General features: G+C 64.5%; 11 protein-coding genes. 4 read left to right on the forward strand and 7 right to left on the reverse strand.

What is annotated here, in order from left to right:
- The first annotated feature begins 66 nt into the window (after positions 1–66).
- The 3 genes from KBI44_12885 to KBI44_12895 all read left to right on the forward strand — a co-directional run bounded on the left by KBI44_12885 (position 67) and on the right by KBI44_12895 (position 2,510).
- Entirely contained in the window at positions 67–1,305 is a 1,239-nt protein-coding gene (locus KBI44_12885; GenBank protein MBP9145374.1) for a DUF3327 domain-containing protein, read from the forward strand.
- A 273-nt stretch (positions 1,306–1,578) separates the two neighbouring features.
- Complete coding sequence (locus tag KBI44_12890; GenBank protein ID MBP9145375.1) at positions 1,579–2,205, forward strand: transposase; 627 nt, start codon at positions 1,579–1,581, stop codon at positions 2,203–2,205.
- Positions 2,202–2,510, forward strand: coding sequence for a hypothetical protein (locus KBI44_12895; GenBank protein ID MBP9145376.1), 309 nt, complete (start codon positions 2,202–2,204; stop codon positions 2,508–2,510). Before KBI44_12890 ends, KBI44_12895 begins: the two co-directional genes overlap by 4 nt.
- Before the next feature lie 554 nt (positions 2,511–3,064).
- On the opposite strand, the gene KBI44_12900 is transcribed toward KBI44_12895, so the two are convergent.
- The 6 genes from KBI44_12900 to KBI44_12925 form a co-directional block, all read right to left on the reverse strand.
- The gene (locus tag KBI44_12900; protein ID MBP9145377.1) at positions 3,065–3,409 is read right to left on the reverse strand and encodes a hypothetical protein; all 345 of its coding nucleotides are present in this window, start codon (positions 3,407–3,409) and stop codon (positions 3,065–3,067) included.
- A complete protein-coding gene (locus tag KBI44_12905; GenBank protein MBP9145378.1) occupies positions 3,410–3,937 on the reverse strand; it encodes a hypothetical protein in 528 nt (175 codons plus the stop codon).
- Positions 3,938–4,081: 144 nt separating this feature from the next.
- Positions 4,082–4,609 (reverse strand): hypothetical protein, encoded by a 528-nt coding sequence (locus KBI44_12910; protein MBP9145379.1) that lies wholly within the window; start codon positions 4,607–4,609, stop codon positions 4,082–4,084.
- Between the two features lie 11 nt (positions 4,610–4,620).
- Positions 4,621–10,452, reverse strand: coding sequence for a hypothetical protein (locus KBI44_12915; protein ID MBP9145380.1), 5,832 nt, complete (start codon positions 10,450–10,452; stop codon positions 4,621–4,623).
- A gap of 507 nt (positions 10,453–10,959) precedes the next feature.
- Positions 10,960–11,490, reverse strand: a complete 531-nt coding sequence (locus KBI44_12920) for a hypothetical protein (GenBank protein ID MBP9145381.1) — start codon at positions 11,488–11,490, stop codon at positions 10,960–10,962.
- Positions 11,491–11,492: 2 nt separating this feature from the next.
- Positions 11,493–17,306 (reverse strand): hypothetical protein, encoded by a 5,814-nt coding sequence (locus tag KBI44_12925; protein MBP9145382.1) that lies wholly within the window; start codon positions 17,304–17,306, stop codon positions 11,493–11,495.
- A gap of 338 nt (positions 17,307–17,644) precedes the next feature.
- Between KBI44_12925 and KBI44_12930 the strand changes: the two genes are divergently transcribed.
- Positions 17,645–18,358 (forward strand): transposase, encoded by a 714-nt coding sequence (locus KBI44_12930; GenBank protein ID MBP9145383.1) that lies wholly within the window; start codon positions 17,645–17,647, stop codon positions 18,356–18,358.
- Positions 18,359–18,938: 580 nt separating this feature from the next.
- Here KBI44_12930 and KBI44_12935 read toward each other — a convergent pair.
- Positions 18,939–22,156 (reverse strand): RHS repeat-associated core domain-containing protein (locus KBI44_12935; protein MBP9145384.1); only part of this gene is annotated, 3,218 nt, incomplete at its 5' end.

A 22,156-nucleotide genomic window follows, 5' to 3' on the forward strand; every position in this document is an offset into this window, starting at 1 on the left:
TCCTCGGGAGACAGTCGCTTGGCGAAAGGTGAAACCCGCATGCGGTGGAGGAGATCTCGTCGTCTCGTGGCGGCCCTCGGGCTGCTCGTCTGGGGTGTCCCGCAGGCGCGGGCGGCGGCGATCACGAGCCCGACGATCGAGCGGCTGCGCCGCCAGATCGCGGCGGGAGACACCGCGGCCGAGGCCGAGTTCGTGCGCACCTTGCGCACGCCCCTCGTCGAGGCGGCGGAGTCCGGCGATCGCCGCCTGGTGACGTTCGTGTGGAGCGCCGATCCGCAGGGGCCGAAAACGGAGCGCGTGCACCTACAGGGGGGTCGACCCGCGGCCGATTTCGACAAGCCGATGCGGCCGCTCGCCGGCACGAGTCTCTGGTATCTCTCCGAGCTCCTGCCGAGCGATGCGCGTTTCCAGTACTGGATCACGGTGAATCCCCCGACCGAGCGCTCCGACCGGATCGAGGACATGTTCGACGGACCCGCACCGCAGCGCGATCCGCTGAACCCGCTGGAGCTCTATGGTGAGTCGTATGTCGTCCTGCCCGACGCGGTGCCCTTTCCCTACCCCGAGAATCTCGCCGCCCCGAAAGGAAGCGTTGTCGAGAGGTCTATCCACAGCCCGACGCTCGGCGCCACGATCGAGCTATCGGTCTATCTTCCTGCGCTATCTTCTGCCGCCGTCGAAAAGCCCTGGCTGGCGATCGTCTTCGACGGCGGCTTCCTCGACATGCAGCGCGTGCTCGACGATCGGATCGCGACAGGGAGGCTGCCTGCCATGGTCGTCGTCGGGGTGCACAACCGCGAGGGGATGCGGCCCAAGGACCTCGGCTACTCGGCGCCGTTCGCGCGTTTCGTCGCCAAAGAGCTCCTGCCGTGGGCGCAGGCGCAGCTCGGCGTGAGCCGCGAGCGCGACCAGACGATTCTCGGCGGGGTGAGCCGCGGTGCCGGCATGGTCGCCTTCACCGGCCTCGAGTATCCGGAGGCGTTTTCCCGCCTCCTCTGCCTCGCGACCGCCATCGAGAACGAGCCCGGCGACTTCCCGCCAACCCGCTTCTGGCTGCGCGGCGACGACGGCTGGATCGTCGAGCGCTACGTCCAGGCGGAAAAGAAGCCGCTGCGTTTCTTTCTCGGCGCGGCGCGCTTCGACACCAGCCTGTGGACCGACCGGCTGGTCAACAACCGTCGGTTCCGCGACACGCTGCGCGCCAAGGGCTACCCGGTCGACTACCTCGAGTCCGCCGCCGGCCACGACCAGCTCTTCTTCCAGCTCGGCTTCGTCGAGGGACTCCAGGCTCTGACGAGACCTTAGCCCCGCTCAGCGCTGCGCGGGGGCGCCGAAGACGCCGGGCACGCCGGCTGGTGAGGTGCCAGCCGATCTACGCCAGCTCGACGCCCTCGAGCGCTTCGGCAAGCCCGTCATGCTGCGCACCGACAACGGGCCGATCTTCACCTCGCGCCTGTTTCTGCTGTTGAGGTGCTGCTGTTGAGGTGCTGTTGAGGTGGAGGTGCCAGCCGCTTTCCATTGGCGGGTTTTCTTCTCGCACCTGCGAGATATCCGGAGGTTTTTCCGTCTTTCACCTGTATGGCAAGAAGACTGCGCTACGTACCCCCCGGAGGGGCGCTGTTCGAGATCACCTGCCGGACGGTCCAGGGTCGCTTGCTCCTGCGCCCTTCGGCGGGCATGAACGACGTCATCCGGGGCGTCCTGGCCCGCGCCGCGCGCCGGGCAGGCCTTGCGGTTCACGCGCCCGTTTTCCTGTCCAACCACTACCACCTCCTCGTCTCCGTCAGCGACGCCCAGCAGCTCGCCGCGTTCACGAACTACCTCAACTCGAATCTCGCCCGCGAGGCCGGCCGCCTCGTGCGCTGGCGCGAGAAGTTCTGGGGCCGGCGCTTCCAGGCGGTCATCGTCTCCGAGGAGGAAGAGGCCCAGGTGGGCCGGTTGGCGTACGTGCTGGCGCAAGGCGTCAAGGAAGGGCTCGTCGCCTCGCCCTTCGACTGGCCCGGGGTCCATTGTGCCCAAGCCCTGACCGAAGGGACCGCCATCTCCGGCCGCTGGCACGACCGGACCCTCGAATCCAGGGCCCGTCGCAAGGGGCTTGCGCTCGATCCGCAGTCATTCCTCGAACAGGAAACTCTCCACCTCACGCCCCTGCCTTGCTGGAAATCTCTCACGCCGGAGAGTATCGAGCTCGCGTCAAGCAAATGATCGAGGCCATCGAGGCTGACGCCCGACTCCAGCAGGAGGAAACCGGGGAGTCGCCGCTCGGAGCCGACGCCGTCTGCCGGCAGGATCCTCATCACGAGCCGAACCGGATCAAGAAGGGTCCAGCACCGCTGGTGCATGCCGTGGCTCCAGCGGTGCGTCGCAGCCTCCGCAAGGCCTACTTCGCCTTCCGCGAAGCCTATCGATACGCCGCGAACCGGCTTCGGGCGGGCGCGACGGATTTCGAGTTCCCCGTCGGCGCCTTCCCTCCGCGGCTGCCGATTCGGCTGGCCGCCCGAACCGGCTAGCGACCTCGAAAGCTCGAACACAACACGAAGACTCTTGGCGGACAGAGCAGTCTCTAGCTGGGAGCTCGCGCATCGGAGGCGATGCCGCGCTCGACTCGAGAGGCCAAGCAGCGCCACAGCGCTGAGCAACCCCTCCGACAGGCGCTACGACCTACTTGACCGTATCCGAGTCAGCGAGAAACGCCGAAAAGGACACTGCTCACGCGAGGGAGATGCCATTCCCTCGGACTCGAGTCGAAAGCTCTTGGAATTCGGGTGGCACCTCTTCGGCGCACACCACGTCCGCTGGTGTTGTGTGCGAGAAGACGAGATCCCCTTTGGGCACTCGCTGTCCAGAAGCAGTGAAGTGCGGCAACCGCTTCGCCATTCCTTCCCTAAAGTCCCGGCAAACGCGCTCTCGAAGATCTTTGCGCATAGAACTGGACGGTGGTGAGGTGCCAGCCGTTTCTTCCTTCAAATCGCTGAACTACATTTGCTTACAACCAGGCGACGGAATGGTCGCCAACAACCCATCTTCCTCGCTGCGGAGCGCCGAGAAAGCGGCTGGCACCTCGTCAGGACCTGACCCCATTTCGATAGGGGCAGCGAGCGCAGATTTCGAGCAAGCCATCGAGCGCCTCATTCCACTCGATCAGCTGACCAACACTCTGGCGGGTGTCGGGATAGGTCCTCTCCTGCACCTCCGTGCAGTGCGTCTCGCATATCCCGTCCTTGAGGATCAGACATTGCCACTCAAAGTCGCTACCTGTCGCGATCCCGAGACTCGAACAAAGAGTGCAATGGCCGCGTTCTCCAGCTGGAATCGCCGCCCGTCCGACTTCCTTCGTCACGACTTCTTCGTGCATTTCACACGCAGAGCCTGGAAACTCGGCTAGCAACTCTTCCAGCAGACGCGACACCTAGCGAAGCTCCTCCCAGTTGGAAGCGATCTCCGCCGCGAGCTCAGAGACACTTGTAGAAGTTGAGCGCCTCGCTTCAACGAATAGATCCTCCACATCCTCCGGAAAGACAGATCCATCCTGCAACGCACTGCGCAGGATATCGAGCAGCAGGAGCTGAAGTTGCCCATTGCTTGCGGAGAACACCGAGAGTAGGCGTGGAGCAGCGGACCTATTCAAGATATCGCCCATGAGGCGCATAAGGACCTCTCTATCCTCGCTACCAGGCGCTTTCTCAAACAGGTCAATACAATGACTAATCGCGACATCTGTTCGAATGAGACGAAGAACGCAATTTGCCAATAGTGCGCCTTTACGTTCGCTGGCCGCGAGCTCCACCGCGGCGCGGAGTTCATCCTCCCCCAAGAGGATCTCCAGCGCCCTTCTCACTTCGGAGAGAGTCACCGACTCGCCTTCGATGTGGACTGTTCCTAGTCGAACAGCCAGCTCGGACCAATCCACCGATCTACTTGGCTCTGGAGTAGTCATCCTCACTCCCTGACATCAATGAAATTGGAGATTGTGGCCGACTATTTCCGGTTAGGAACCGACCGACTCATCTCATCTGGCACCTCTTCAGGCGTCATTCGATGCGGGAGATCGGTTGGCACCTACTCAGTCTGGCCTTCAAAGCTAGTCCCGCCGTGAGCCGAAAATGCTTTCATCGAGGCGGCGTCCAATGCCCGCGAGGTCCGGCTCGCTCGCTTCGGACCACCCTTTCAAGAAAGCCTTCATTCCTGGGGTACGGAGGGACCCGGCCACTTCCGGATCAAGCTCAGTACCCTTGTTAAGGCCGACCAAGATATCGCGCGCCTCGACGTTGCTCAGCGAAACGCTGCCTTCGTTCAGAAGTCGACCAAATGCAGGAGCAGCCGCGGCGAGTCGCGCCTTTCCAATCAAGAACAAGAGACCGGAGCGCCTTGTAGCGAGGAACAGATCTACCAGACCAAGCAGCAGTTCGGCTTCCTCCTCCTCCATGAGCGGAGGAGCGTCCGCCACTTCCGGTGCGAGCAATCGATAGTGCTCAGTCTCCTTGGCCGGAATGGCCGGCCCAAAAACGCGCATCTCAAGGAGAACGAGAGAATCGAAGAGAGACTGATTCTGCACGTCCAAGTCCTGCGACAAGAAGCCCTCAAGGATGCGCCGAATTCTCTCGCTCATTTTCCAGGCCCCTATCTCTTCAGGTTGTCCCCGGCAAGGTTCTCGAGATCCAGGCGATACCGCCGGCTATCGAGAGGAAACTCGACCGTCTCTATGTTCCCGATCCTGCCATGAGTCCCCCCCGCCGCTACCCATCGATGAAGGCGCTGACTCATCTCGACGATCGCAGAGTGGAGCTCGGGGCGGATGCGATCCGGAAGCCACTTCGCCTCGCCTCCCGTCGCTCTTGCGAAGAGAATTATCATGTTGTCTCGAACCTGCCGGGAGCTAATCCCAATCCCGGGAGGCCCAACGATTGGTTCAGCGAGTGTGTGCAGGCTCCCTTCCTGGACTTGAATCCGCATCACACTTCCACGACAGATCTTGCTCGGACTCGCAAAGGACACTTGAGACGGCCCATTGCTTTCCGGAAACGACAAGAACAGGGCCCGGATCGAATCCGCGGTTGCCACCAGCGCGCAAGCGGCGACGGCCGCCACGGGAATGGCCACTGCAGCTGAGCGGACTCGCATCTCACTCGAAACTGTAATCGAGACGAGTGCCTCAGATGCAGATGCGAACAAACCCTCCGGATCGCGGCGCAGCGTAGGGTCTGCGTCTGAATAGTTGTACGCATTCCGCTGGGTCTGGTCAGAAGTGGTGAAGAGCGGGTCACGCGATACGAACCTCCCACTATCCTGCGCCATCCACCGCGCTCTCAGATAGTAAAGTCCAGCGGTATCCTCGAGTTGCTCACCGGCGAACAACGCAAGGGGCCGGTACATGCCCTCGCGCAGAACCATCCCTCCGAAGGCCTCGAACGCATAGCGGTCAGTAACGCTACTCGCAGCATCAGTAAGTGCGCGGCTGGTTCCAATACCTTCGGCGTGGAAGTACCTCGCAATGAAGTTCGCGGCGTTCGCACCCTCGGGCCTCAACGTAGCGAGCAGATCATCGCCACGGGCGTGGTAATCGGCGAGGGCGTTGACTTCATCCGATTCGGCAACGACCTGACTGAGGACGAGAGCGCCTCTGGCGCTGGTCTGGTGCCAGGGATCGACCAAGTAGTCGACCGTCGCCGGCGATCCAACTGACGGCATCGTTCTCGTGCGGACCCGGGTGCCGTCGGCGTCGTAGGAGTGCTCGACGACGGTCCCGTCCACCAACTCCACGCTGACCAGCCGATTCTCGATATCCCACACGTACGTCGCGCCGTCCGCCCCGCTCTTCGCGGTCTGATTGCCGTTGGCATCCCACCCGAACGTGACCGGCCCTGCGATCCCGTTCTCGGTGAGCAGGCGGTCGCGTTCGTCGTAGGTGTAGATCACCGGCTGCGGGGTGCCGTTCTCGGTCTGGCGGAGCTGTTCGAGGCGGTTGCCGACAGCGTCGTACGCGAACTGATTCCGCCACGCCGTCGGCGCGTCCGGCGCGGTGCCCTGCTTCACGTGCTCGTCGGTCAGGCGGTAGAGGCTGTCGTAGGCGTAGTTTCTCGTCACGCCGTCGTGCTCGACGATCTTCGTGCGGTTGCCGGTGGGCATTAGCGTGTAGGCGAAGCTCACCAGCGTCGTGCCGGCGTTGTTGACCGTCGAGATGTTCAGCAGCTGGTTCTTCGCGTTGTAGGCGTAGGTCGTCGCGACGCCGTTGGGGAAGAGCAGGCTCTCGCGGTTGCCGTTGGCATCGTAGTTGTGATCGTAGACGCCGCCGATCGGGTCGGTGACGGTGTCGAGGCGGTTGAGGTCGTCGCAGGTGTAGCTGGTCGTCAGGGTCTGGCCGGCGACGTTGGCGGTCAGGGCGGTGCGGTTGCCGACTGCGTCGTAGGCGTACTCGAGACTCCTGCCGTCGGGATAGGTCAGGCTGGTCACGCGGTCGCGGGTATCGTAGCCGTAGGTGGTCGTTCCACGCGCGTCGGTTGCGGTCAGGCGCCTTCCGGTCGGGGTGTAGGTGAAGCTCACTTGGACGTTGCCGGGATAGGTGCGGCGCAGCAGGCGGCTCTGGAGGTCGTAGTCGTAGAGCGTCGTGCGGCCCAGGAAGTCGGTTCTCGAAGACCTGTTCCCCACCGCGTCGTAGGTGAAGCGCTCGCTGGCGCCGTCGGGGAGGATGCGCTTCGTCTGTCTGCCCACGCTGTCGAACTCGAATCTCGTGACGTGGCCGTTGGCGTCGATCTGCGAGATGCGGTTGCCGGCTTCGTCGTAGGCGTAGGTGGTGATCTGGTTCAGCGCATCGGTGACCGTCGTCAGCCTTCCCAGGGCGTCGTAGCCGAATTGGGTGACCCTTCCGGATTCATCCGTTTCCGAGGTTCTTCTGCCCAGCGCGTCATAGCCCGTTGTCCGGAAGGTGGCGTCCGGAGCGATCGTCCGGGTCAGGCGGTTGCCGGCGTCGTAGACGAAAGCTGTCGTGTTACCGCGCGGATCCGTGAGCGCCACCTGGTTGCCGGCTGCGTCGTAGGCGGTCAGGGTGACCTGATTCAGGGCGTCGGTGATCGTCGTCCGGCGGCCGCTGTCGTCATAGCCGAAGGTCGTGGCGTGGCCGCGGGCGTCGATCGACTGATCGAGCCTTCCGACTTCGTCGTAGACCTGCTCGCTGATGGGCACGGTCGGGCTGTCGGAGAGAAATGTCTTTCGAAGTCGTCCCGCCGGGTCGTACTCGTACGTCGTCGTGCGGTTCGCACGGTCGGTCGAGCTGATTCTGCGATTCTCGGCGTCGTAGCCGGTGAGGTCGAAGGTGCCGTCGGGGTGGTCGGTCCGCGTCTGTCGGCCGAGCTCGTCGTAGGTGAATTCCGTTCTTCTTCCGAGAGCGTCGACGGTCGCCTTCACATTTCCGAGGGCGTCGTACTCCGTCCGCGTGATGCTGCCGTCCGGCGCCGTCGTCGTGATCGGGCGGTTCGCGCTGTCGTAGGTGAAGCGGGTGATCTCCGTCGCCGTGGTGCCGTCGCCGAGCGTTCTCGTGCGCGTCTCGGTCAGGCGGTCGCCGTTGCTGTTGTAGGTCGAGGTCGTCACCTGGGCGAGGGCGTTCGTCTCGCGGGTCATCCGGCCGCGGCTGTCGTACTGGTAGCTCGACAGGTTGCCGAGAGCGTCGAGCTCGGTCAGGAGCTCGCCTTTGCTGTTGTAGGTGAAGTTCGTCACCGCGCCGGTGGCGTCGGTGGTGCGGGTCAGGTTCGACTTGGCGTCGTAGAGGTTGGTGGTCACCCCGCCGCGCGGGTCGGTGGTCGTCAGGGCGTTGCCCTTGGCGTCGTAGGTGAAGCGGGTGACATTCCCGAGCGGATCGGTCGTCGAAGTGAGGTTGCGCTGGGCGTCGTAGACGTAGATCGTGGTGTTGCCGAGCTCGTCGGTTTCGGTGAGGAGCTGGTCGTTGCTGTCGAAGGTCCGGGTCGTTTCGACGCCCGACTCGTCCACCTCGTGCGTGACGTTGCCGCGGGCGTCGTAGTCGAGCTGGCGGGAGGCGCCGAGCCGATTGGTGACGATCTCGCGGTTCGCGGCGAGCTGATGGTCGTAGAGGATCTCGTGGCCGAAGGCGTCCACGTGCTTCGTCAGGCGGCCGTCCGGGCCGTACTCGTTGCGGATCGGGGTTCTTCCGAGGGGATCGTGGATCTCCTCGAGGTAGTGCTCTCCCGTGTAGGTGTAGGTGGTTTCGGCCTCCGTGCGGTCGGTGAAGCTCGTCAGGTCGCCCGCGACGTCGTAGGCGTAGACGAGGTCGGCGCCTTCGGGGTCGACGATCCGAGTGATGCGATTCTGCCCGTCGCGCTCGAAAGTGATGCTGCTACCGCTCGTGTGGCTGATGCCGCCGGCGGTGAGAGTCGCGGCGTTGCCGTTCGGATCGGCGATCTTCGTCACGCCGGTCGTGCGGTTCAACTCGAACGCCCTTCCGTCGCGGGTCGTGAGCCGCACCTGCGGCGGGTCGTAGAGGCCGCCTTCGGTCGAGAGCAGCTGGCTGCTGCCGGTCGCCCAGAAGATGTTGGTGCCGCCCATCGTCTGCAGCGTCGCGCCCGGCACCGGGCCGTCCACGAAGGCGAAGGCGGCGACGCCGTAGCAGCCGCCGACCCCCGGCGCGAGCTGCGTCAGCACCGGCCGGAAGCGGTAGACCTCGCGGTCGGAGAGCTTCACCGTCGAGATGTGCGACTTGCGCTCCTGCGCGGTGTCGCACGGCAGGAAGCCCTGCGCGATGTTCCAGCCGTCGCCGGTCGGGCGGTTGGTGCGGTACGAGCCGGCCTTCACCTCGAGCTCCCAGCCCTGGCCGAAGTCGCCCTTGCGGTGCACCCGCCGGCTGTCGTAGCCGCGGATCACCTGGATCGGGAGACCCGAGAGCGGCACCTCAAGATCCACGAAGGCGAGCGCGAAGTGGCCGATCTTCCGCTGGCCTTCGATGTTGAGGGCGATGATCTCTTCGACGTAGTTGAGCGCGGTGTCTACCGCGCGGAGCCTCACCTCGTAGAGCCCGTTCTCGAGCAGCGTCGGGTCGAGCGTGCCGAGCGTCTGCGCCTCGACCGGCGTCGTGCCGGTGCCGAGCGCGATCCAGTCGGAATCGCCCACCGCGCGGACGGCGAGCGTCCAGCTCTGGAGCTCCGGCGAGCGCACCGTGCCGACGATCGCTGTCGGGCCGGTGACCTCGGCGAGGTCGGCGGGCGAGAGGATCGCGACGTCCGGGAGCTCTTCCTCGTTCGAGATCGTGAGCGTCGTCGCCTCGGTGACGTAGATCCAGTAGCCGCGCCCGGGGCGGAGCTCGGTCATGTCGTTCGCCCAGGCCGGCACCGCGACGTCGTAGACCTCCCACGGATCGGCGCTGTCGGTCGGGTCGAAGCCGAAGAGGCGGATGTACTTGCCGGCGATCGAAGCCAGCGCTGTCGCCACCGGCCGCGCCGAGCCGGCGGGATAGCCGATGAGGTTCCAGCCGAGGCAGAGCGGAATCGACGTCGTCGTCGGCTCCGGGCCGCCCTCGGGCAAGGTCGCGCTCCCCTGCCCTTCCAGCCAGAAGCCTTTCGCCGGCGTGATCGCCGTCAAGTCCGAAGTCCCCGGGCTCGCCGGATCCCAGACCTTCCACGGATCGGCGGTGTCGCAGGCGTCGAAGGCGAAGACCCGCCGCACCGCGCTCTGGATCGGCAGGAAGACCGCCCCGGGAGACGGATCGTTGGGCTGCCAACTGATCGACAGCAGATTGAACGCCGGCACCACCGGCACGGCGGCCATCGGCTGCACGGACCCCGCCCCCGCGCCGGAGCGCGGAGCACCTAAAGCTATCGGCGCCATCGGCGATGCGGAGGCGGCGCCGGGAGATGCGGCGCCAGCTGAAGGAGGAGTTCCCGCTGAAGGGAGCGAAGTCGGATTCGCGTCCGGCGGCGTCGGCGGCGGCGGGATCGCGCCCGGGGGCAGATCGGTCAAGGGCGCCTGGCCGGCGCCCGTTGCGCCTTCGGCGCGGGGGGCGGCGGACGGAGCGCCAGTGGCTCCCAGCAGGGTCGCACGGGCGGTCGATGCGGTGGACTCGGAGGAGTCGGCAGAGAAAAAGCTGCTGGTAAAGGAAGTACCCCGGTTCAGGGACTCGAGAGCGACGCGGACGGCCCGCTCCTGCAGGTCTTTTCCTTTACCGAAGATTTTCGCTGGCAGGACAACACCGTCGATCTTCGCGGAGACGCCGAGCCACGCCCCCCGCGCGGCTTGCCGCGCAAACTGCTGTGTCAACTCGAGGCTGGTCGTCCGCTTCGCCAGCGAGATATGCGACCCCAGCTTCGGGGCCGCCTCGGTGACTCGCAGGCCGAGATCCTCGGGGGCGACCACACCCATCCCCATCACCGGACCGGTGGGCAGGAGGGCGAGGGTGAGGAGGAGGCGGGCCGTCGTCTGGCGCAGCGCTAGAAAGTGGAAGGGCCCGCTCATCGCGGTTCCCTCGAGCTACAAGCGGTCCAGCGCAAGATGACGACTCCGACGTTCATCAACTAGAAGAAGAGCATAGCGAACGAGAATCTCGCCCCCAGGGGAAGTGTGCCAGCTCATTCAAAGGAGCCGGCACAGTCCTGATTGGAGGTGATTCAGCGAAGCAAACCTTCTGATTCCCGTCCTCGAGTCCCGTTCCACGCGGCTATCGAGCTCGCTTTCAGCACGCCCGCCGACCCTCCTAGTCCGCCGAACGTGCGGACGGGACACCGCCGTGCCATGGGGACCGGGAGGGGCACTTTCGCGAGTGTCCGCAGGAGAGGCGTGCCGGCTCGATCGGAAGAGCGAATTTCAATCGTAATCGGAGGTGATTCAACGAAGAGAGCCGCGCGATTCTGGCCCTCGAGTCCCGTTCCACGCGGGCGTCGAGCTCGATTTCCCCACGTCCGCCGACCCTTCTGGTCCGCCGGACGTGCGGACGGGACACCTTGCGATGGCGAGCCTTGTTGGTCACCCAGTCGCCTTTCCTCCTACGTACGGGACGCGCCTTTCGATGCGGGAAAGTAGCACCAGAGAAAGGAGGCTTGCGAGTAGTGGAGGGCCAAGAAATGACAGCGCCACTCGAGCTGTGTACCTCAAGGGGAGAACGTATTCCGGAGGCTGGCGGTAGTAGTAGATGGACACAGCCAGATCCCCAACCCACGAAGCCGACAATGGAAACAGCCCGAACAGCACTTCGAACGCAAGCGGCAAGGCGACCGCGCCTGCAACAAGCACCGCCAGCTTTTGCTTCGAGCAGAAAGCCCACGCCAAGCCAAACAACAGCGCCTCGGGAGACCTGACGACAGCGAAATCAAGTGCAGCGCTGGCCGCATGACCGGCGGTGGGGTCCAATTCTGCGCCCAGGAGTGGCCCGTCATCAAAGACATCATCGCCACTAAGTACCGGTAGTCCGGTGACGAGGTAGACCAAGGCGGAGAAAACAGCTCCCAGCAGTATGAAGCTGAACGTCGCCAGCACCCACTTTGACAGGAACCTCATCGTCAGCCTCCGTGCCGCGTTCGCAGACCTGACTTTGCACGCTGAATCTCACCTTCAGAGAGTGACGTGCCACCCACATCCCACTGGAACATTAGGGACCACGGGCTCGCTACGTGATGAAGACCTAAGACATGACCGATTTCGTGCGTAAGGGTGCGCTCGTTAGCTAGTCTGGTCATCAAAATCCAAGCGGGCTCACTTGGATCGGCGGTATTGGCTCCGCCTCTCGTACCGTGTCCACCACGGGAGCGAATGAATACAACTGGAATTGTGGCCAATGAACGGCGACTAAGGCCCACTTCTGGCCTCGCAAGCACGCTTTCAACCTCCGCATTAGATCTGAATGTGCTCTCAACGACTCGAACTGGCCCTCGAGTAGGAAGCGCAGTGATCAGCACTCCATGCTTCGCCCATGAGCTTCTGGCCACACTGATCTGGTACGTGATCTCCTCGTCGGCCCAGCCGGGGAAAGGGAGGCCGATCTGCTCTGGCGTTGTGCCATCCCAAGACATGTCTTGCACCTGAACCGGCGCAAGAGTCAGAGCGAGAACGCGACCTAGGATTCCCCCAACTGACCCGCCGAACGAGAGCGAGAGGGTCCCAAGCGTAGAAAGAGCCGCAAAGCTAAGACTCAGAGATATTTCGAAGTTCCCCGTCGGATCAACTGAATTGGTTGGCCTGCCCCCGACATAGGAATACCGGTGCAGACTCGATGGCGAAGAGATTGAATATGGATACTCGTCCTGACTTACGAATCCTCCAACTCTCGAATCCAGCCACCTCGCCCGATTGTCGTATAGGCCTGAAATTCGATCGAGCCGCTCGCCCGAAAACAGATAGCAGGTTTCATCGTCACCTTGATGCTCAACCAAGGTTCCGTAGGCCTCGAGTGAAAACTCGTCGGTGGCATTTCCTTGACCGTCCGTCAGCGCTCGGGTTGAGCCTAGTTCTTCCGAATGGAAATACCTTGGAGCCAGCTCTGTCGGGCTACCGACTGCAGTCCGGAGCGTAGCGACCAGGTCATAGCCGCGGACGTGATAGGCGACGAGCGTGTCGACCCCGCTGCTTTCACCGACCACTTGACTCAGGCTTCCAGAAGCATCGACCAGATACTCGAGTGTCGACGATGGACCCTCCGTCGGTGCAGCTCTCATGCGGACTCTGACGCCATCGACATCGTAGGTGTGCTCGACGAAGGTTCCATTCGCGAGCACGACTCTAGTCAACCGATTCTCGATATCCCAGACGTACGTCGCCCCATCGGTGCCGCTCTTCGCCGTCCGATTCCCGTTCGCATCCCAGCCGTAGGTGACGGGGCCAGCGATCCCGTTCTCGGTGAGCAGGCGGTCGCGTTCGTCGTAGGTGTAGATCACCGGTTGCGGGGTGCCGTTCTCGGTCTGGCGGAGCTGTTCGAGGCGGTTGCCGACGGGGTCGTAGGCGAACTGGTTTCGCCAGGCGGTCGGGGCGTCGGGGGCGGAGCCCTGCTTCACATGCTCATCGGTCAGGCGGTAGAGGTTGTCGTAGGCGTAGTTTCTGGTCACGCCGTCGTGCTCGACGATCCTCGTGCGGTTCCCGGTCGGTGCCAGCGTGTAGGCGAAGCTCACCAGGGTCGTGCCGGCGTTGTTGACCGTCGAGATGTTCAGCAGCTGGTTCTTTGCGTTGTAGCTGTAGGTCGTCGCGACGCCGTTGGGGAAGAGGAGGCTTTCGCGGTTGCCGTTGGCGTCGTAGTTGTGGTCGTAGACGCCGCCGATCGGGTCGGTCACCGTGTCGAGGCGGTTGAGGTCGTCGTAGGTGTAGCTGGTCGTGAGCGTTTGGCCGGCGACGTTGGCGGTCAGCTCCGTGCGGTTGCCTACGGCGTCGTAGCCGTATTCCAGCGAGCGGCCGTCGGGATAGGTCAGGCTGGTCACCCGGTCGCGGGTGTCGTAGCCGTAGGTCGTGACACCTCGGGCGTCCGTTGCCGTCAAGCGCCTTCCCGTCGGTGTGTAGGTGAAGCTCACCTGGACGTTGCCGGGGTAGGTGCGGCGTAGCAGGCGGCTCTGGAGGTCGTAGTCGTAGAGCGTCGTGCGCCCCAGGAAGTCGGTTCTCGAGGAGCGGTTGCCGGCCGCGTCGTAGGTGAAGCGCTCGGTGGCGCCGTCGGGGAGGATGCGCTTCGTCTGTCTGCCGACGCTGTCGAACTCGAACCGGGTGACGTGCCCGTTCGCGTCCGCCTGCGAGACGCGGTTTCCGGCCTCGTCGTAGGCGTAGGTGGTGACCTGGTTGAGGGCGTCCGTCACTGAGACGAGCCTTCCCAGGGCGTCGTAGCCGAATTGGGTGATCTTTCCCGACTCGTCGGTTTCCGAGATCCTTCTGCCCAACGCGTCGTAGCCGGTTGTTCGGAAGGTGGCGTCGGGCGCGATCGTCCGGGTCAGGCGGTTGCTCGAGTCGTAGACGAAGGCGGTCGTGTTGCCGCGCGGGTCGGTCAGTGCGACCTGGTTGCCGGCCGCGTCGTAGGCGGTCAGGGTGACCTGATTCAGGGCGTCGGTGATCGTCGTTCGGCGGCCGCTGTCGTCGTAGCCGAAGGTCGTCGCGTTGCCGCGGGCGTCGATCGATTGGTGCAGGCGGCCGGCGTCGTCGTAGATCTGCTCGAGGACCACCGGCGTGCCGTCGTTCGGGAGGAAGGTCTTCCGCAGCCTTCCCGCTGGGTCGTACTCGTACGTCGTCGTTCGATTGCCGCGGTCGGTCGAGCTGATTCTGCGGTTCTCGGCGTCGTAGCCGGTCAGGTCGAAGGTGCCGTCCGGGTGGTCGGTTCGTGTTTGTCTTCCGAGCTCGTCGTAGGAGAATTCCGTTCTTCTACCGAGAGCGTCGACGGTCGCCTTCACGTTGCCGAGGGCGTCGTACTCCGTTCTGGTGATGCTGCCGTCCGGCGCGGTCGTCGTGATCGGGCGATTGGCGCTGTCGTAGGTGAAGCGGGTGATCTCCGTCGCCGTGGTGCCGTCGCCGAGCGTTCTTGTTCGGGTTTCGGTCAGGCGGTCGCCGTTGCTGTTGTAGGTCGAGGTCGAGATCTGGCCGAGGGCGTTGGTTTCGCGCGTCATCCGGCCGCGGCTGTCGTACTGGTAGCTCGACAGGTTGCCGAGGGCGTCGAGCTCGGTCAGGAGCTCGCCTTTGGTGTTGTAGGTGAAGTTCGTGACTGCACCGGTGGCGTCGGTGGTGCGGGTGAGGTTCGACTTGGCGTCGTAGAGGTTCGTCGTCACGCCGCCACGCGGGTCGGTGGTCGTCAGGGCGTTGCCCTTGCCGTCGTAGGTGAAGCGCGTGATGTGGCCGAGCGCGTCGGTGGTCGAGGTGAGGTTGCGGTTCGCGTCGTAGACGTAGGTCGTGGTGTTGCCGAGCTCGTCGGTCTCGGTGAGAAGCTGATCGTTGCCGTCGAAGGTCCGGGTCGTCTCGACCCCCGACTCGTCCACTTCGTGGGTGACGTTGCCGCGCGCGTCGTAGTCGAGCTGGCGGGAGGCGCCCAGACGGTTGGTGACGATCTCGCGGTTGGCGGCGAGCTGGTGGTCGTAGAGGATCTCGTGGCCGAAAGCGTCCACGTGCTTCGTCAGGCGGCCGTCCGGGCCGTACTCGTTGCGGATCGGCGTCCTGCCCAGCGGATCGTGGATCTCCTCGAGATAGTGATTGCCCGAGTAGGTGTAGGTGGTTTCGGCTTCCGTTCGGTCGGTGAAGCTCGTCAGGTCGCCGGCAGCGTCGTAGGCGTAGACGAGGTCGGCGCCCTCGGGGTCCACGATGCGGGTGATGCGGTTCTGGCCGTCGCGCTCGAAGGTGATGCTGGCGCCGCTCGTGTGGCTGATGCCGCCGGCGCTGAAGGTCGCCGCGTTGCCGTTCGGGTCGGCGATCTTCGTCACGCCGGTGGTGCGGTTGACCTCGAACGCTCTTCCGTCACGGGTGGTCAGCCGCACCTGCGGCGGGTCGTAGAGGCCACCTTCGGTCGACAGGAGCTGGCTGCTGCCGGTCGCCCAGAAGATGTTGGTGCCGGCCATCGCCTGCAGCGTCGCGCCCGGCACCGGGCCGTCGACGTACGCGAAGCCGGCGATGCCGTAACAGCCGCCGACCCCCGGCGCGAGCTGCGTCAGCACCGGCCGGAAACGGTAGACCTCGCGGTCCGAGAGCTTCACCGTCGAGATGTGCGACTTTCTCTCCTGCGCGGTGTCGCACGGGAGGAAGCCCGCGGCGATGTTCCAGCCATCACCTGTGGGCCGATTCGTGCGGTACGAGCCGGCCTTCACCTCGAGCTCCCAGCCCTGCCCGAAGTCGCCTTTGCGGTGCCCTCGCCGGCTGTCGTAGCCGCGGATCACCTGGATCGGGATCCCCGAGAGCGGCACTTCGAGATCGACGAAGGCGAGCGCGAAGTGGCCGATCTTCCGCTGCCCTTCGACGTTGAGGGAGATCGTCTGTTCGACGAAGTTGAGCGCGGTGTCGATGGCGCGCAGGCGGACTTCGTAGAGGCCGTTCTCGAGCAGCGTCGGATCGAGCGTGCCGAGGGTCTGCGCCTCGAGCGGCGTCGTGCCCGTGCCGAGCTCGATCCAGTCGGAATCCCCCACCGCCCGGTAGGCGAGCGTCCAGCTCTGGAGCTCCGGCGAGCGCACCGTGCCGACGATCGGCGTCGGGCCGGTGACCTCGGCGAGGTCGGCGGGCGAGAGGATGGCGACGTCGGGGAGCTCCTCTTCGTTCGAGATCGTGAGCGTCGTCGCCTCGGTGATGTAGATCCAGTAGCCGCGCCCGGGACGGAGCTCCGTCATGTCGTTGGCCCAGACCGGCACCGCGACGTCGTAGACCTCCCACGGGTCGGCGCTGTCGGTCGGATCGAAGCCGAAGAGGCGGATGTACTGGCCGGCGATCGAAGCGAGCGCCGTCGCCACCGGCCGCGCCGAGCCGGCCGGATAGCCGATCAGGTTCCAGCCGAGGCAGAGCGGGATCGACGTCGTCGTCGGCTCCGGGCCGCCCTCGGGCAGCGTCGCGCTCCCCTGCCCTTCCAGCCAGAAGCCTTTCGCCGGCGTGATTGCCGTCAGGTCCGACGTCCCCGGGCTCGCCGGATCCCAGACCTTCCACGGGTCGGCGGTGTCGCAGGCGTCGAAGGCGAAGACCCGCCGCACCGCGCTCGCGATCGGCAGGAACACCGCGCCGGGGGAGGGGTCGTTCGGCTGCCAGCTGATCGACAGTAGGTTGAAGGCCGGTACCACCGGAACGGCGACCATCGGCTGCACGGACCCCGCCCCCGCGCCGGAGCGCGGAGCGCGAGGCGCAACCTGCGGAGCTGCTCCAGCGGGGAGCGAAGCGGGATTCGCGTCCGGCGGCGTCGGCGGCGGCGGGATCTCCCCCGGCGGCAGATCGGTCAGCGGCGCCGGGCCGGCGCCCGTTGCGCCTTCGGCGCGGGGGGCCGACTGCGGATCGCCCGTGACTGCGAGAAGCGCTGGTGACGCACCAGAGAAAAGGCTGCTGGTAAAGGAATGCGTTCGATTCAGCGCCTCGAGTGCGAAGCGAACGCGCCGCTCCTGCAGCTTCTTTCCTTTACCGAAGATTTTCGCTGGCAGGACAACGCCGTCGACCTTCTCGGAAATGCCGAACCACGCCCCCCGCGCGGCTTGCCGCGCCAAATCGAGACTCGTCGTCCGCCTCGCCAGCCGGATGTGCGCGCCCAGTTTCGGGGCGGCCTCGGTGACTCGCAGGCCGAGGTCCTCGGGGGCCACCGCCCCCATCCCCATGACCGGACCGGTGGGCAGGAAGGCGAGGGTGAGGAGGAGGCGGGCGGGCGTCTGCTGCAGCTTCCTGAATCGTGAGGCGATCATCGGGAAGACGGGAGCATAGCGAACGAATTTCCTGTCCGGTGCACGCCTCCGACCAGGGATCGCAGCCATCCGCTCTCGCTAGAATCCCGTCTTTCCTCGTCGCGGCTTCCGGCTCTCCCGGCCGATTCCTCGGCCCTCGGAGCCTTCACGTGATCTTCCTCATGATTGTCGCTGTCGGCGCCCTTCTCGCATGGCTCGGGGTCCTGAGCGCGCATGCTGACTCCGGCCGCCCGAGGGCGAAGCGCCGAAAGTTCGAGACGCTCCCAGCGAAGGACCACGGCTTCCAACGCGCGAAGCCCGAATGGGTCCGCAAAGAAGTGCTCCGGCTAGAGGCCCTGATGCCCGAAGGCTCACGCAAGGTTGCCGACACCTTCAACTTCCTCCACGCCCACCGCGGGGAGACTGTCGGCAAGACCTTCGTCGCCGAGCTCGTCAAGACGCATCAGGAAGAGATTCTTCGGCTGCGCCAGACGCTCAAGCATCGCAAGCCACGGAGGGTGCCCAAGAACCTCCTCTGGGCTCTCGATCTCACCTTCCTCCCGGGCCCGGAAGGACCGCGTCCCGTCTTTGGCCTCCTGGACCACGGAAGCCGCCTCTGCCTCTCCCTCACCGCTCTGCGCGATCGTTCTGCGATCGGAATACTTCGTTACCTGCTCGACGCAATCGAGCGCTTCGGCAAGCCCGTGATGCTGCGCACCGACAACGAGCCGATCTTCACTTCACGCCTCTTCCGATTCAGCCTTTGGCTGTTGGGAATTCGCCATCAACGTACCGCCCCGCACTGCCCTTGGCAGAACGGGCGTATCGAGCGCCTCTTCCTCACGCTCAAGGAGAAGATCCTCGATTGGTTCGAAGACGCTGGCGCGCCCGACGACCTCGACGACGATCTCGCCACCGTCCGCGCCTGGTACAACCATTTGCGCCCGCATCAGCACCTCGGCGGCTTGACTCCGGCCGCGACCTGGACGGGAAGGAAGCCTTCGGGTCGCGGCAAGCCTCTCTATCTCTCGTTCTGGAACGGACGGCTCTCTGGCTTTCACTTTCCGACGTAGCTGCCGCTCCGCGGAACGCTTGAAGGGCACTTTCGCGAGTGTCCGCAGGGGAAGTGCGCCGGCTCCTTCAACTGAGCTCGATTCAGTCACGATTGGAGGCGATTCAACGAAGCAAACTGCCTGATTCTCGCCCTCGAGGCCCTCTCCTCGCAGGTAGCGGGCTCGATTTCATCGCCCCGGGCGACTCCTCCGGGTCCGCCGGACGCGCGGACGGGACACCGCTACTTCTCGAGAAACGCCTGCACGAGCCAACCGAAGACGACGCCAAGCAAGAGCAACGCTATCGAGAAGTAGATCAGCCAAGCCGCAGAATAGCCCGCGAAGGTCAAGATCGCGACCACGGGCCGCCGTCGGCGGCTCGACGCTCTCAAGGAGGCCAAACCTTCGATTAGGAATCCTGGAGTGAAAGCGAGAATCGCGACACCTGATGCGAGGATCAGGAGAATCGAGCTGGCTCGAGCCCCTCCTTCCCAACCTTGGCGCCTCATCACGAGAGTTGCCGCAAGCGCCGCGATTGCAACAAGCACAGGAGCCCAGAGTGCCGAGGCCCGTTTGGAGGCCCTTTCAGGTCCGTGGCGCTTCATGGTTGCGCTCCTCGAACTGAGTCAAAGAACCGCTGAGCATTCTGTGCCGCTGCCTCTGGCGCACGGGCGATGGGCACGAGCAGCGATGCGAAGTCCAGATAGAAAGGCAACGCTGATCGAACTGGCTCCGGGATCGTGCCAATGTCGTGGAAGTCATCTGTAAATCCAACCAGCGACGCGAAGTAGTTGCTCCTCGGGCCCACTTGAAAGTACGCTGGGCCGGATGTGGAAAGGCCCAAGGTGACCGAGTAGCCGTGTCGGCTCTTGGCATTCTTCGCCAGCTGCGACAGCATTCCCCAGGCCTTGTTCCCTCTCACTAGCGACCTGGGAAGCAAGTGAATCACGGAAAGCGGCCAGGCGGCCATGACCGCTCTACCAGCAAGCTCCTGAGGATCACTGACACCATAAGCGAATCCAGCTGTAACTGATCCGCCGAAGCCGCGTTGTGGCACAAAGATGCTCACCGGGTTGAGGCCAGCTTCCGCCGCCAGAGCGACCGAAACCCTTTCGGTCCGCGCATCCAAGTAGATGTCTAGACCACCCCCAAGCGTCCCCCCAATAGCGGACCCGTTGACGCGAAGCGATGCGAGAACTCCATCAGCCTGCTCTGCGAGCCCTGTTGCCTGAAAAAAACCAAGGGTGACCAGCGAACTGAGGACAATGGTAGAAGCAACCGCCAATGAAACTGCCAGGGTCGCATAGCTGTCCAATCCGGACGGGTCGGCGTAGTCTACAGGGTTGTTCAGAGAGTACTTGTACTTGTGGAGGCTGGTCGGTCTCATCAAGTGGCCGAAGAACGTGTCTGCTCCCTCGAACCTGGCTGTTTGGGGGTCCAGCCATCGCGAGCGAAAGTAATCCAGACCCGAAGTTCTGTCTCGCGCCTCTCCTGCGAAGAGGTAGGCATTCGAGTCGTCACTGCTCTGCGCAGCGAGAGCTCCGAACGCTTCGAAGGAATAGCGATCGACCCCGGCTCCTGACTCGTCGCTGACTGCGCGTACGGTCCCGATACCTTCCGCGTGGAAGTGGCGCGGGACCAGCCTGGCAGCGTCGCCGATTGCAGGCCTCAGCGTCGCTAGAAGATCGTCACCTCTAACGTGAAAGGCGGTGAACTCGCCAGTCTCAACTGCCTCCGCAATGACTTGACTGAGCCTCAAACCTCCATTCCAGCTCGTGTGGTGCCATGGGTCAACAAGGTATTCTTCCTGCGCGGGGGGACCAATCAACGAATTGGTTCGCGTTCGAATTCGCGTTCCGTCGACGTCGTAGTCGTGCTCGACGATCGTCCCGCCCACCAGCTCCACCCTCACCAACCGATTCTCGATATTCCAGGTGTACGTCGCCCCGTCCGCCCCGCTCTTCGCGGTCTGATTCCCATTCGCATCCCAGCCGTAGGTGACGGGCCCCGAAATCCCGTTCTCGGTCAGCAGGCGGTCGCGTTCGTCGTAGGTGTAGACCACCGGCTGCGGGGTGCCGTTCTCGGTCTGGCGGAGCTGTTCGAGGCGGTTGCCGACGGGGTCGTAGGCGAACTGGTTTCGCCACGCTGTCGGCGCGTCTGGCGCGGTGCCCTGACGCACGTGCTCGTCGGTCAGGCGGTAGAGGTTGTCGTAGGCGTAGTTGCGGGTGATGCCGTCGTGCTCGACGATCTTGGTTCGGTTGCCGGTCGGGGCTAGCGTGTAGGCGAAGCTCACGAGCGTCGTGCCGGCGTTGTTGACGGTCGAGATGTTGAGCAGCTGGTTCTTGGCGTTGTAGGCGTAGGTCGTTGCCACGCCGTTGGGGAAGAGGAGGCTTTCGCGGTTGCCGTTGGCGTCGTAGTTGTGGTCGTAGACGCCGCCGATCGGGTCGGTCACGGTGTCGAGTCGGTTCAGGTCGTCGTAGGTGTAGCTGGTCGTCAGGGTCTGGCCGGCGACGTTGGCCGTGAGGGCGGTGCGATTGCCCACTGCGTCGTAGGCGTATTCGAGACTCCGGCCGTCGGGATAGGTCAGGCTGGTCACGCGGTCGCGGGTGTCGTAGCCATAGGTCGTTGTTCCACGCGCGTCCGTTGCGGTCAGGCGCCTCCCGGTTGCTGTGTAGGTGAAGCTCACCTGGACGTTGCCGGGATAGATCCGGCGCAGCAGGCGGCTCTGGAGGTCGTAGTCGTAGAGCGTCGTCCGGCCAAGGAAGTCGGTGCGTGAGGTGCGGTTGCCGACGGCGTCGTAGGCGAAGCGCTCCAGAGCCCCGTCGGGGAGGATGCGCTTCGTCTGTCTTCCGACGCTGTCGAATTCGAACCTCGTGACGTGGCCGTTGGCGTCTGTCTGCGAGATGCGGTTGCCGGCTTCGTCGTAGGCGTAGGTGGTGACTTGGTTCAAGGCGTCGGTGACGGTCGTCAGTCTGCCGAGCGCGTCGTAGCCGAACTGGGTGACCTTTCCGGACTCGTCCGTTTCCGAGGTTCTTCTGCCCAGGGCGTCGTAGCCGGTGGTCCGGAAGGAAGCGTCCGGCGCGATCGTCCGGGTCAGGCGATTGCCAGCGTCGTAGACGAAGGCGGTCGTGTTGCCGCGCGGGTCGGTCAGCGCCACCTGGTTGCCGGCCGGGTCGTAGGCGGTAAAGGTAATCTGATTCAGGGCGTCGGTGATCGTCGTCCGGCGGCCGCTGTCGTCGTAGCCGAAGGTCGTGGCGTGGCCGCGGGCGTCGATCGACTGCGAGAGCCTTCCGGCGTCGTCGTAGATCTGCTCGCTGACCGGCACGGTCGGGCTGTCGGAGAGAAAGGTCTTCCGCAGCCTTCCTCCCGGGTCGTACTCGTAGGTGGTCGTGCGGTTCGCACGGTCCGTCGAGCTAGTGCGGCGGTTTTCGGCGTCGTAGCCGGTGAGGTCGAAGGTGCCGTCCGGGTGGTCGGTTCGCGTCTGCCGCCCGAGCTCGTCGTAGGTGAACTCCGTTCTTCTTCCGAGGGCGTCGACCGTCGCCTTCACGTTGCCGAGCGCGTCGTACTCCGTGCGGGTGATGCTGCCGTCGGGTGCGGTCGTCGTGATCGGGCGATTGGCGCTGTCGTAGGTGAAGCGGGTGATCTCCGTCGCCGTGGTGCCGTCGCCGAGCGTTCGGGTGCGCGTCTCCGTCAGGCGGTCGCCGTTGCTGTTGTAGGTCGAGGTCGAGACCTGGCCGAGGGCGTTGGTTTCCCGGGTCATCCGGCCGCGGCTGTCGTACTGGTAGCTCGACAGGTTGCCGAGGGCGTCGAGCTCGGTCA

The organism is Thermoanaerobaculia bacterium (genome assembly GCA_018057705.1).
Lineage (GTDB): Bacteria > Acidobacteriota > Thermoanaerobaculia > Multivoradales > JAGPDF01 > JAGPDF01.